The sequence below is a fragment of the Peribacillus frigoritolerans genome, assembly GCF_030676415.1.
GTDB classification, from domain to species: Bacteria; Bacillota; Bacilli; order Bacillales; family DSM-1321; genus Peribacillus; species Peribacillus frigoritolerans_A.
This window is the reverse complement of record NZ_JAUUTW010000001.1, coordinates 65,863-79,411: the sequence shown is the minus strand read 5'-3', so window position 1 is coordinate 79,411 and position 13,549 is coordinate 65,863. Positions and strand designations below refer to the sequence as shown.

The 13,549-nt window shown below is 37.2% G+C and carries 8 protein-coding genes; 4 read left to right on the top strand and 4 right to left on the bottom strand.

The window, feature by feature from the left end; translation table 11 throughout:
• Positions 1-37 precede the first annotated feature (37 nt).
• Entirely contained in the window at positions 38-3,367 is a 3,330-nt protein-coding gene (locus Q8G36_RS00325) for a CDP-glycerol glycerophosphotransferase family protein (protein ID WP_305158461.1), read from the bottom strand.
• Positions 3,368-4,336: 969 nt separating this feature from the next.
• On the opposite strand from Q8G36_RS00325, the gene tagD reads away from it, so the two are divergent.
• The 4 genes from tagD to Q8G36_RS00305 all read left to right on the top strand — a co-directional run bounded on the left by tagD (position 4,337) and on the right by Q8G36_RS00305 (position 8,435).
• Positions 4,337-4,735, top strand: a complete 399-nt coding sequence (tagD, locus tag Q8G36_RS00320) for a glycerol-3-phosphate cytidylyltransferase (RefSeq protein ID WP_057278149.1) — start codon at positions 4,337-4,339, stop codon at positions 4,733-4,735.
• Positions 4,728-5,891, top strand: a complete 1,164-nt coding sequence (locus tag Q8G36_RS00315; RefSeq protein WP_305158460.1) for a CDP-glycerol glycerophosphotransferase family protein — start codon at positions 4,728-4,730, stop codon at positions 5,889-5,891. The genes tagD and Q8G36_RS00315 overlap by 8 nt, the downstream gene beginning before the upstream one ends.
• 293 nt (positions 5,892-6,184) lie before the next feature.
• The gene (locus Q8G36_RS00310; protein WP_305158459.1) at positions 6,185-7,219 is read left to right on the top strand and encodes a LysM peptidoglycan-binding domain-containing protein; all 1,035 of its coding nucleotides are present in this window, start codon (positions 6,185-6,187) and stop codon (positions 7,217-7,219) included.
• Positions 7,220-7,508: 289 nt separating this feature from the next.
• Positions 7,509-8,435 carry an LCP family protein gene (locus tag Q8G36_RS00305; RefSeq protein ID WP_305158458.1) on the top strand — a complete coding sequence of 309 codons (927 nt, stop codon included), beginning with the start codon at positions 7,509-7,511 and terminating at the stop codon, positions 8,433-8,435.
• 48 nt (positions 8,436-8,483) lie between these two features.
• Here the strand turns inward: Q8G36_RS00305 and Q8G36_RS00300 are convergent, their stop codons facing one another.
• The 3 genes from Q8G36_RS00300 to secA all read right to left on the bottom strand — a co-directional run bounded on the left by Q8G36_RS00300 (position 8,484) and on the right by secA (position 13,320).
• Positions 8,484-10,250, bottom strand: a complete 1,767-nt coding sequence (locus Q8G36_RS00300) for an LTA synthase family protein (protein ID WP_305158457.1) — start codon at positions 10,248-10,250, stop codon at positions 8,484-8,486.
• A 251-nt stretch (positions 10,251-10,501) separates the two neighbouring features.
• Positions 10,502-10,963, bottom strand: coding sequence for an SLAP domain-containing protein (locus Q8G36_RS00295; protein ID WP_305158456.1), 462 nt, complete (start codon positions 10,961-10,963; stop codon positions 10,502-10,504).
• Positions 10,960-13,320, bottom strand: coding sequence for a preprotein translocase subunit SecA (secA, locus tag Q8G36_RS00290; protein ID WP_305158455.1), 2,361 nt, complete (start codon positions 13,318-13,320; stop codon positions 10,960-10,962). Before secA ends, Q8G36_RS00295 begins: the two co-directional genes overlap by 4 nt.
• Between the last annotated feature and the right edge of the window lie 229 nt (positions 13,321-13,549).

The following is a 13,549-nucleotide window of genomic DNA, read 5'->3' as shown; positions in this document are numbered from 1 at the left end:
CAGTTACTTTAAGCAACAATACCCTTTATTTAAGGAATCAATCATTAAAAAATTTATCCACGATTCTCTGTGTAGCTTTACCGTCCTCTATTCCACAATACTTCTCTCTAAATAAACCATATCTCTCTTTATATTGCATGTTTATTTCATCAATATTGGTAATAGTTTCGATAATCTCCTCAGTTGTTTTTAAAAATGGACCTGGCGCTTCCTTTTCAAAATCCATATAGAAACCACGGATGTTATCTCTGTAATCTTCCAAATCATACGTGTAGTACAAAATCGGCCGAGCCGTATTAGCAAAGTCGAACATTACTGAAGAATAATCCGTAATCAATATATCAGAAATCAGGTAAAGTTCCTGAATATCTGAATAATTGGATACGTTCATCACGAAATCCTCAAATTCGCTCGGGATGCTGAGATTATTACTTATGACAACATGCATCCTTAACAACAGGATATATTCATCCCCTAGTTCTTCCTTCATTCTTTCCAAATCAAATTTCAGCTCGAAAACAAATTTATTGTTTTTCGAAGTTTGATTATCCCGGAATGTAGGAGCATATAAGATGACTTTTTTTCCTTTTGGTATCTTCAATTTTCCCATCACTGACTTGGCAATTATTGAAGCATCTTCCCTGTAAAACAAATCATTTCTTGGATATCCCGTTTCCAGTATTTCCCCTTCATATTTGAAAGCACTTCTGAAGGCCTTGGATGCATATGGACTTGGTGATATTAAATAATCCCAAGTTCTCGTTGCACCATGCACTCGATTTAAGTACCCATCGTCTCTTCCTTGAATATTGTCTATATCAAATAGCATTTTTTTCAAAGGGGTACCATGCCAAGTCTGAATATATGTCGTTTCCTTCCTTTTGCTTAAATAGGTAGGGAAATTTTGATTATTTATCCAATAACCTGCTTTGGCTAAATAATAATAGTATTCCGGGCTTAAGCGTTTTATCAGCTTTGTATTCTTGCCTTTTATCGGTAAATTACCATTATATACCCAAACTTTTTTATATTTATTATCCCTTTTGACCAGTTCTTCATAAATATACTTGGGGCTATCGGCGAATTGCTTCCCTATCCCACTTTCAAAAAGAATTAGGTTCCGGTCAACCGGGATAAGCCTGGACATAATTTTATAAACTTTTTTCATGACAGGGAAATACTTTTCACTTTTCCTAAATCGATTCATAATGAGTTTTGATATCGGATGGTTATATAATTTAATTAGTGAATTCTGATCTTTTTCTGCATTTTGAATCACTTCGAATATCCTTGAATTAGAATGGACATCGCGATATTTAATAAAACGGTTGGCCTTATCCATATACCTTTTCTTCATGACAAAATCAGTGTTGACATATTCAGCTACTACACCTAACAATTCATCCAATTCATCAACGATTTCACCCGGAAGATCGTTATCCAAATCCAAATGCGACGGTCTTTTCCCTATGAAACGATCTCTATCAAATTGATAGTAAATAACCGGTTTATGCAGGAAACTAAAATCAAAAGCTACACTTGAATAGTCCGTAATCATAATCGCACTTTCCTTAATTAATCTTTGGACATCCACTTCACCCTGACTAATCACCCGAACTGGGGCATCTTTAAAATAGGACGTGAATTTCTGCATATTAGGGTGAAGGCAAAAAATGATTTCAAACCCATTATTTTTAGATAACTCATGTAAAACCGGATGATTCACTAAGTTCTGATACCTTTCGAAATACTCGCTTTCCAAAAATATTTCATCGGATGTAATCCAATCTCTCCATGTTGGAATGATCAATAATTGCCGCTTTGTTAAAACATCATCCTTAAACAGCGAGTCGAACCTCGAAAGTCCTGTCGTGAATACTTCTTTTTCGTTGTACCCAAAATCCGTTACAATCATATCCTTTTCGAAGTCTGAACTTACCAGAAAAACATCCGTACTAAAACCGGAGGCTGCATTTTTCCCGTAGTTTGCCACCATATTCTTAGTGCCCATAACACCATGTTGAAGAAATACCTTAACTCCCTTAACACGATTTTTAAATTCAGATGTTCTTAAAGGATATAAATAATCCGGGTGATGTGATGAAATGATACGTGTCGATTCCATTGTCTTTTTAATATGATCCTTTGACTTGAAATAAAGTATATTTCCAAAGGGCTCGACGTTCTTGGCTTCCACGGAATTTTCTTCTATTACATAATACACTTCTTTTTCAGGGTGGTTTTCCCTCATATATTTAAAAAAGTGATATCCAGTATCCTGGGCTTTATAAGTTCTTTCTCCAATTAGCCAGACATCCTTTTTCTTTTTAAATAAAGCTAGAAATCGCCTCCACCCCATCATCCTTTTTAAATATCGATAACTTTCAGTAGAGAAATTAAACACTTCCAAAGATAAATTGGATGCTTTAAAGGTATAATATGGATTGACGATAGCAACTCCATTATTCGAGCTGACATCAGTCTTTTTAGTTAATAATTTAGTTCTTGTGGTTGGTCTTCCGACGCGTACCATTTTCGGCTCTTCCTGATCATGTAAATGTAATTTCATGTAAACATCATATACATCATCTTCCAAATCCGCACTGACTAATTGTTCTAAATCCATTTTTAGATCATATATATAACGATTCAGTCCATATTTCTTAATATTCATTTCCTTATTATGAATAAAAGATATATTTGCCTGATATTCTTTATCACTTTGTCTTCCTTTTACTAGGCCCTCACCTTTTATGATTCTTGAATGCTTGGTGAAAATTTGACCATTAATTTGCATGGTTTTCGATTTGTTTTTGATTTTTTCAATTTGAGACTTAATCTGAATTTTAGGGACTTTATTGAAGTAAAGAGATAAATTCCCTTTATTTGTTATAGAGAGTATACTTTGTTTATCTTCATAGTTGTAAATACTCAAATTGTTCGTGTGCGTTTCCTGAAAGCGCCCTAGACGAATTGGATATTCGATATTAACCTGTTCGTTCACTTCTACATAATCAGCTTTATGTTCGATACTAAGTATCGTTTTTTGGCTCAGCTTTTCAACTGGAACGGAAACCTTTATATAACAGTCATAAACAGTCGGTTCATCATCTGCTAATTTCCGCATTAAATCTTTCAAATTTACTTTAAACTCAAATTTAGATGAACTCACCGATTCAGCTATTTTTATTTTTTGATCTTCTTTTTCCCTAGAATATAGCCATAGTTCTTTTGCGCAATAATGTTCTATTGAAAATTCCCCTTTTATCAACAGCGTATCTTCCTCTTGCACAATGGTCAGAACTTGTTTCAGCTTAATTTTAGGAGTTTTTTTTGCTTTCCCTTTTCCAAGAAGCTTTTTAATCATTTTAGACCACCTATTACAAATTATTTAAATAAAAATGAGTCATTCAATGTACTTTAAAATCATAAACTTTTTTCGGTTTTTCCTCAATATCATTAAACAGACAGTTAAACTGCCCATATTTTCCTTATAATTCCTCCAATGAACAAAAAACACAATATTGGTTAATTAATGTCGAAAACGAACTATGCTAAAACTAAAAAACATTCCGTAAATATAAGACCTCAAAGGAAGTGCTGCCGTAAAAATCATATGCACGTTCTTCCATGTTGCCAGAATGGAAAGGGAATAGCAAAAACAAGTCTCTTTAATTCCATAGAAGTCTTCTTGACATTAAAGTTAACGCTTTTAAAACAGGCCAACTGTATTTACTTGCCCTTCATTAATTGGGTCCCTAAAATGTGAAGCGATAGATTTTCGGCCTATACATGCCCCATCATCTGACCTTCATACGATTCTGCCACTTCACCTTCACTAATAGAAAACAGGGATTTATGAAGCTCCTCTAGTTGTTATCTCCTAAACGTGGTAAAATTGTGAATGGCTTATTCTGATTGCAGCAAGAATAATGAAATTTTTCTTATCATATCGTTCATCAGCTTATTTAAAGTAATATGATGGAAAATTATTTTTAAATACCATTCAGTATAAACCATACATTTCTATAGACACTTTATTATGCCCTACAGAGTAGTACAAATTAGTCAACATTTAATTTTAGCTTAAAAATTAATATTTACAATAATCATCAATGTAAAAATTGTGGTTTATTTGTAAAAAAATTGTGGTTTATTTGTAAAGCTATTAAGTTATAATTATTAAGAGAATGTCATTGCCTAAAAATATAGGAAAACAACAAGCAGAATTTAAATGCTAGCTGCCTGTTTGATTGTTCCATTTCATATTCTAATAGACCAAATATATATTAATTTGATTGAATAACAGTTTAAGAGTTTTAAAGGAGGAATAAAAATGAAGAAAGTAATCACTTACGGAACCTTTGATTTGCTTCATTGGGGTCATATCAATCTATTAAAACGCGCTAAAGATTTAGGGGATTATCTGATCGTTGCCATTTCCACGGATGAATTCAATGCTTTAAAAGATAAAAAAGCTTATCATAGCTTTGAAAACAGAAAAATGATCCTTGAATCAATTCGCTATGTGGATGAAGTTATACCTGAAGACAATTGGGAACAAAAGAGGGAAGACATCGTTCGTGAAGGTGTAGATATCTTTGTAATGGGTGATGACTGGAAAGGCCAATTCGATGAATTATCCGAAGTTTGTGAAGTGGTCTACCTTCCAAGAACAATCGGCATTTCGACTTCCCAAATTAAAGATGACCTTTTACAAGTTACTAATGGCTAAAGAATTCGCGATAGGGATTTATCTTTTTTGTTTCAAAGTTTTATTCTCTATCTTTAAACTTTTCCCTTTATATGACAAAACGACCTTTGTCACATCATTTGGGGACAATTGCCAATATATCGCAGATGAAATGGACAAGCAGGACATTTTCGTTCAAAAAGTATTTTTAATGAAATCGAGCAGTTTTATACAAGTGAAGGACGATGGGGAAACCATCGTCCTTCCGTTTGAATCAAAAAATATCATTGCCATGATCCGATCGATTTACCATCTGGCTACATCAAAATGGATTATCATCGATAATTATTATGGCTTCCTTTCAGCTATTGCATTCAAAAAGCAAGTGACATGTGTTCAAGTGTGGCATGCGGCCGGTGCCGTTAAGCAATTCGGGGCAAAAGACCCTTCCATTCAAAACCGTTCAGCCGGTGCAAGGAAAAGATTTTTAGAGGTATATAATAAATTTGATTATGTTACGGCAGGCTCAGAGAGAATGGCCGAGATTTATCAAGAAAGTTTTCAACTACCGGCATCCCATATCCTAAGGACTGGGATACCCCGGACCGATTTCTTTTTTAATGATGAATCAAAAAGAACTGCCCGCAATGCTTTGCTGGCCAAGTATCCAGAACTTGAGCATAAGAAAATCATGTTATATGCCCCTACATTCCGTAATGACGGTTTGAAAAACGGAGAAATTGCACTTGATTTGGAATTGCTCTACAAGGAACTTCAGGGCGAAAATTATGCGTTATTACTAAAACTGCATCCAGCTGTAAAAGCAGAGCATGATTTACAAGATAAATTCCCGGGATTCATTTACCCTGTCAATAGTGATTTTCACATTAATCAACTGCTGATCAGTACGAATCTTTTAATAACCGATTACTCATCGATTCCATTTGAATTCTCTTTTTTGGGAAGACCCATGATATTCTTTGCATATGACTTAGAAAAGTATGTGCAGGAAAGGGGATTCTGGGAGGATTACTCTTCTTCCATGCCCGGACCCGTTGTATCTACCACAGAAGAGCTCTTAAGGGAAATCCGTGCCGCCGATCATTCATTGATGGAGATCGCTTCCTTTAACCAAAAATGGAATGAATACTCCACGGGAAATTCAAGCAGGAATTTAGTTGATTTCCTTTTTAAATAAAACCACCCACTTCGTGAAACGAAGTGGGTTTTCATTTTTTTCAATAACCCTCAAAGGAAATGCACATCCTAAAAACAGGGACGTTTTTACAGCAAAAGACAAATGGAAACGCAAAACTCAACAACGTGAAAAAAGACTCACAATATAGAAAATATTGTAGATTATAATACTCAAACCCCACCAATATAAACCAGTAAAATACTACTATTTTCCCCTTGTAACAAAAATGTAATATGTTTAAATCCATTTAATTTGCTAGAATAGGGAAAAAGACATATTAGAGGTGGAAAACCGTGAAAAAAAGTGTTGTCGCATTTTCGACATTAGCCATTTTATCTTCGACTTTTGTTTCTCCTGCCCTTGCCGGTACATATACAGTCAAAAGCGGTGATAACTTAAGTAAAATCGCCCAGAAGCATAATACGACGGTAAAAGACTTAAAACAGCTTAATAACTTAAGATCAGACTTTTTGAGAATCAATCAAAAGTTAATAACACCCAACTCTAAAACAACATCAAATGCTTCTTCAGTTTCCGTGAAAAAAACAAAGAAAACCACATATACCATTGTTTCAGGTGATACCTTAACCAGGATAGCAAACAAGCATAACCTTACACTTGCTGAATTGATGAAAATGAATAACTTAAAATCCGATAGAATTTATGCAGGCGCCAAACTTATCGTATCCAAATCAACCACCACCACTACCATTGATTTACCCAGCAGCTCCAAACCATCCAATGTTCCCACAGCCAATTCGTCTACATACATTGTGGTAAAAGGTGACACTCTCTCCAAGATTTCCAACAAAACCAACTTGACTGTAGCCCAGCTTAAATCAATCAACTCGTTAAAGTCCGATTTAATCAGGGTGGGTCAAAAACTAAAATTAAGTAAGTCGGCAAGCACTGCCCCTGCAGATAAAAACGATGACGGAAAAGTGGAAGCCCCAAGTTCGGGGAACAAAGTGGCCAAGCTCGTTTCCGAAGCAAAGAAATTAATTGGTACACCTTATTCATGGGCGGGTGCCTCCCCATCAGGTTTCGATTGCAGCGGATTTATTTACTATACGTTCAAGAAGGCTGGGTATGAAGTTCCCAGGCTTTCATCTTCCACATATTATGATATGGGTAAAAAAGTTACTTCACCGAAAAGCGGCGATCTTATCTTCTTTGCAACGGGTTCCCATAAAGCAGTGATAAGCCATATGGGAATCTACTTGGGCGGCGGGGAATTCATACATGCCTCATCAAGTAAGGGAGTAACAATCAGTACTACTTCAAACTCTTATTTCAAAAGTAAAATCATCGGTTATAGAAGTTTATAAGATTTACTTGCCAGACTTTCCTCTTAAAGTCTGGCAATTTTATGTAAAAGAACCATAGCTTCTTTATCTCTGGTTATACAATTTACGAAACATTCGAATGATGTGCCAACGAAGGAATTCGGTTTCTCCAGAATCCTTCGTTTTTTTTGGATGAAAAAAGGTAAATATGCACTCTAAGTACAAAAAGAAACTATTCTATTTTTGACAAAAAAAAGGTATAGTTAAAAATACCGACTAGGTACTTTTTCACACCTTCCATTTTGTGGGATGGTTAAGGGAGGAATATTAAATGAGATCCGAACATAAAAAAAAGAAAAAGAAACGTAAAACGTTTAAAATAATCGGCTTCACCCTTCTTATCCTTTTCATTGGCGCAGGTGTTTATGGCGCTTCAGTTTATCAATCATTAGCAGGTGCGATTCACACTATGCAGGGTACAGCCCATAAAACGGATAAGCGTGTAGAGGACATCAAGTTCAAAAGCAAAGATCCATTTTCATTACTAATTCTTGGTGTGGATGAAAGAGAAAATGACTCAGGCCGATCAGATACGATGATTGTCATGACGGTTAATCCTAAAAAAGAATCGATTGAGTTATTGAGTTTACCGAGAGATACGCGTACAGAGATCATCGGTAAAGGTACAAATGATAAAATGAACCATGCCTATGCATATGGCGGAGTTGCCATGTCGATAAATACAGTGGAAGCCTATTTGGATATTCCGATTGATTATTACGTCAAAATGAATATGGAAGGCTTTCAGGATATTGTGAATGCTGTTGGTGGTATCACAGTCAATAATGATATGGACCTCGCCTATAAAGGATATACCTTCAACAAAGGCACAATCGACTTAAACGGTAAAGAGGCCTTGATTTATTCCCGAATCCGTAAAGAAGATCCCCGCGGAGATTATGGACGGCAAATGCGGCAACGCCAGGTTATCCAAGCTGTCATGAAAAAAGGGTCAAGCCTATCAACACTTACCAATTATGACGATATATTCGAAGCACTGGGTAAAAACGTGGAAACCAATTTAAGTTTCAATGAAATGTTGAGTATCCAAAATAACTACAAATCATCCCTCAAAAATATTGAACAATATACACTTGAAGGTGACAATCAACGGGTAGATGGAGTTTGGTACAACATCGTTCCAGAAGATACAAAGCTTGAAGCCCAAAATCGTGTAAAAACACATCTGGGATTATAATGGATGGAGGATGGCTTTTATCAGTCATCCTCTTTTTTTACCTTTTTCTCAATCCTTCATTTGTTTAAAGTAATCGGAACGTATCACTTGATCACTCAGATCAATCTCCTTTTGGTCTTCTGGTGAAAATCGATCGACCTTGCCTTCCTCATTTATTTTCATTTGAGAGCCATAATCCCCTTTTAATATCAAAGCATCGCCTTCTTCGCCATTCAGCATGCTCTCTCCAAAGTATGAAGTACTCTTAATATTGAACAGATCATATAGAGTTGGTAGAATATCGATTTGGCCCGCTACCTTATCAATCGTTCTTCCTTCCATATCCTCCTGATAAATGATCACGGGAATGGGCATATATTTTTTAATCCACTCTTCATCGCTATTTTTTTTCCCGTAATACGCTTCAACCTCGTGTTTATCTTTTAAAAATAGCCCGTCATGATCTCCGTAAATGACAATCACGCTGTCTTTCAATTTCCCGTCATCCTTCAACTTCTTTATGAAATCTCCGATGGCTGAATCTGTATAATGAATTGCTTCAAAATATTTAGTCAGGTAACTGTTCTCTTTTCCAACCTCGGGCTTCAATTTTATCTGTTCTTTCGGTAGTGAAAAAGGCACATGACTGGTCAAAGTAACGAAAAAAGCGTAATAGGGATTTCGTTTATCTTTTAAGAAATCATAGCTTTGATTGAAGAAACTGCGGTCTCCCAAGCCCATCGAAATCATCTCATCTTGCTGCATATCCTCTATGGAAAGATAGTCATCAAACCCTAGCGAGGGATATGCATGCTGCCTATTCCAAAAGTCTTCTTCATCTCCATGGAAAGCAAAACTTTGATAATCCGATTTCTTTAATTCCTTAGCAAGACCCGGAAAATCATTATAAGGGAATCGAAAAAAGGTCGCACCTTGCTTTAAAGGAAATAGTCCGGTATTCACGATAAGCTCTCCGTCAGATGAATTTCCAAATACCGTCTGTGGATATACATGACGGAAGTACAACCCGCCTTTCGCCAGTTCATTCATGAATGGCGTGACCTCCTGCCCGCCACTACTTTGAAATAGCGGAAACGCCTGTAAAGATTCCACCTGGATGATAATGAGATTTTTCCCCTCCAAGGATCCTGAATGGGCATTTTCCTGCCTGTTCTTTTTATTGAAGTAGTTTGAAACGGCCTTCTTTTCTTCCGAAGACATTCCATGCCTTCCCGAGTCAGTAAAATAGGCATACGTATCCAATGCGTGATGACCGATCGGGCCCCAGTTTCTCAAGAAGGTATTCGCCTCATAACGCCGGGTTATATCTACTTTGTCGATAAAAATATTCTTGACCGGCTTTAATCCTGCTATCATCAGGAATATTACTGCCGGTACAAGCGCCATATGCTTTAGGGGGTATTTTTTCTTCACAAATGACTCGGCAATTGGAATGCCTACCAGAAGAAAGATTGCATCCTTGATTTCCATCATACTGAATATACTTTCACCAAGCCCATTCAGATTACTTTTTTGCATCCACATATAGGAAGTTATAGGTGTCGAGTAATAACGATAAAACCAGATGTCCCCAAGGAAAAAGACCATGATCGAAAGAAGGAAAACTGAAAAAATGATGCCCTTTACGATTCCATTCGGTATCCACTCCTTCAGATAAATAATAAAACCGGCAACACCGATGATTATCGTAATTATCCCAATAGAAAGATCGTTACCCATCCTATCATTCGTATAAATGAAAAGTATGGCCACGATTGAAAATGACAATATTTCAAATAGCCTCTCCTTCAATCGTTGATTCAGGTTATTCTTCATGCTCCTGCCACTTTCCTCTTCATTATTTCCAAGCCTTAGTTAAGCCTGATTGCGGAAGATTACTTATAAATATTACTTAGCGTTGCCATTTATGAGAAATTGCACACTGAAAACAGCATAAATATTTAGCACGAATGACAATGACTTCCCTTATAAAAAAAGCCTTCATCACGATTAATGATGAGGGCTTTGCTTTGGCACTCCGGCAAAAAAAAAGCTACCGGTTGCCGATAAATCATGCGGTTGTTTTCCTACTTTCTCTTCCATTCAAAAGCAATCTTCCAACCTTCATCAGGAATCGATTCCGCCAACATATCTCCTTCCTCGAATAAGAAACTCCATGGCATGCTTGAAAGTGCTGGAATCTCACCAAGCTCTGTAAGATCGAATGTCTTTTTTGCGAGGAATTTTCCATCTCCATCCACTAACAGTAAATCCACGATATCAAACCTGACAGCTTTCTCTATTGAATTTCGCAGAAAAGCCACTATGATTACATCATCTTCCACCCTAGTCAGCTTGATGCCGGATATTGAAATTTGGTTCGGTTTTAATGCAGGCAGCCTTTGATGGTGGAATTTATATACATATTCCTCTTGCTTGGAAATTTCCCACCCTTTGTGAAACATCAGGGCAGTATGAACGGTGTCATCCTGAACTAATAATTCATGTACATCTGGAGCAGCATTATCCCTTTTTCCAAATAAACTCATCGTTCCTCACCCTCCAAAGCAGCTGCATCTTCCTGATTGCTTTCCATATATTCCATAAAACGGATGCTTATCTCCGACTCAATTTTACTTAATAGCAGGTTGAATTGACTGAGAGCCGCTTTTTCAAACAACGCATATGGGTCCTGCTGACCATATCCGCTTAAACCAATGCCTTCCTTCACACTGTTCATTTCATCCAAATGGTTCATCCAATTTGTATCAATATGCTGAAGCATGAAAGCGCGCACCTGGTTTCCCCATTCTGCATCGTCTTGAAAGATCACCAGTCTCGATTCCAATTCACCTAAAGCATCCAACGCTTTTCCTTCAATTTGGCCTTCTAAATCCTGCAAATCACTTGCCTGCCAACCTAACGACAGGAAAACAGGGGAAAGCTCTTCAATAAATGCAGAGGAATCAGGTTCAGGGTAATATTTCACTAGCCGAGTAATGTATTTTTCGATATATTCAAGTAAAATGGCCGACATCCGTCCAGGCTCCATACCAAGAATCCGATCTCTCATTGTATAGATGATTTTACACTGCTCATTTAATGCATGTTCTAACTTCAATAAATGGTAACGGCTTGATTGATGCATCTGCTCTACCGTTTCCTGAACCATTTTAACGAATTTATCGGGTGCAGGGCTCAGCACCAATCCATTTTCATCCGTTTTGATTTTTTTGATATAACGTCCGATTTCATCTTCATCATAGTAATCAAACAAATCATCTTCCAAAGAAATGATGAATTGTGTTGAACCAGGATCACCCTGACGGCCGGAACGTCCTCTTAGCTGCATATCAATCCGACGGCTCTCGTGTCGCTCCGTACCGATAATATGAAGGCCGCCCAATTCCTTGACGTCATTCCCAAGTATTATATCCGTTCCTCTCCCAGCCATGTTCGTAGCCAGCATCACTTGATTTTTTTGCCCGGCATTCGCGATGATTTCCGCTTCATCCTCTTCCGTCTTTGCATTAAGGATTTGATGTTTAATTTTCCCCTTCTCTAGTTGAACCGAAATTTTTTCAGATTGCTCAATGGAGGTCGTTCCGATCAAAATAGGTCTTCCCCCATCATGAATCCGCTTTACTTCCGTGACGATTTTGTTGATTTTGCTGGTTTCATCTTTATAAATCAAATCAACCTCATCAACTCGAATAATGGGCTCATTAGTTGGAATTTCAATGACGGGGAGCTGATATATTTCCTGGAATTCAGACTTTGATGGCATGGCACTGCCTGTCATCCCAGACATTGTATGATATAACCGAAAATAATTTTGGACGGTAATCATGGCCTGTGTTTCATTCTCTTCGGAAATCTCCAAGCCTTCTTTTGCCTCAATTGCTTGATGAAGCCCATCACTGAAGCTTCGCCCTTCCATCACCCTGCCTGTGAATTTATCGATGATTGCAATCTTTCCATCGATGACAATGTAGTCCACATCCAATTTCATGATTGCATGGGCTTTTAGCGCCTGTGTAACATTATGTAATAACTCTTGATGTTCCATTCCATACAGATTGTCGATACCAAAGGCCTCTTCAATCTTGGAAGCCCCTTGATCCGTGAAATAGGCAGACCTTGACTCGATGAAAATCTCGTAATCATCATTTTCTATAAATGTCTTCATGATTTGTGCCGTGATCTGGTGAAGCTCGGTTCCGTCGCTTGCCCTGCCCGCAATGATTAATGGTGTCCTCGCTTCATCAATCAAAATGCTGTCAATCTCATCGACAATGGCAAATCGGTGTCCTCTTTGAACCTTTTCTTCTCTCCGGTAAACCATATTATCACGCAAATAATCAAAACCGAACTCTGTTGCCGTTCCATACGTGATATCTGCCGCATACGCTTCACGTTTTGCGGAAGGCCCCATTTGGGAAATGTTCAAACCAACCGTCAATCCTAAAAATTCATGAATTTGTCCCATTAACTCTTTATCACGTCTGGCCAAATATTCATTGGCCGTAATAATATGGACACCATTACCGTACAGTGCATGTAAATAGCTAGGCAAAGTAGAGACAAGCGTCTTCCCCTCGCCCGTATTCATTTGTGCAATGCCCCTTTCACTCAGGACAAAACCGCCTGCAAGCTGAACATCATGGTGCCTAAGATTCAATACTCGTTTAGAAGCCTCCCTCACGACCGCAAAAGCTTCGGCTTGTATATCCAATATATCACCAGCATCCAATACGCTTTTAAATCTATCCTTCATTCCGCTTAATTCCAGATCTGAATATCTTTCATATTTACCCTCTAGCCGATTCACATCTTCTACAAACTTATAAATTCTCTTTAAGTCTTTAGAACCTTCTTGGAAGAACTTTTTCATACTGGATAGCATAGGGTTTTCTCTCCTATTATTTCAATTGAACTTTAGTGAAATTATATCAGTTAATTATTTACTGTTTATAAATTATCACCTTCATATTGTAATTATATAGAAATTCTTTCTTTTTTTGAAAGATAAATTACGTAAAAAGCAACTGAATGCCCATCCATAAAAGCTAACAGTGCTAAAAAGATTAGCTCCATCCTGAATATCAGGGAGGGGATTTTTTATCGATTTAAAC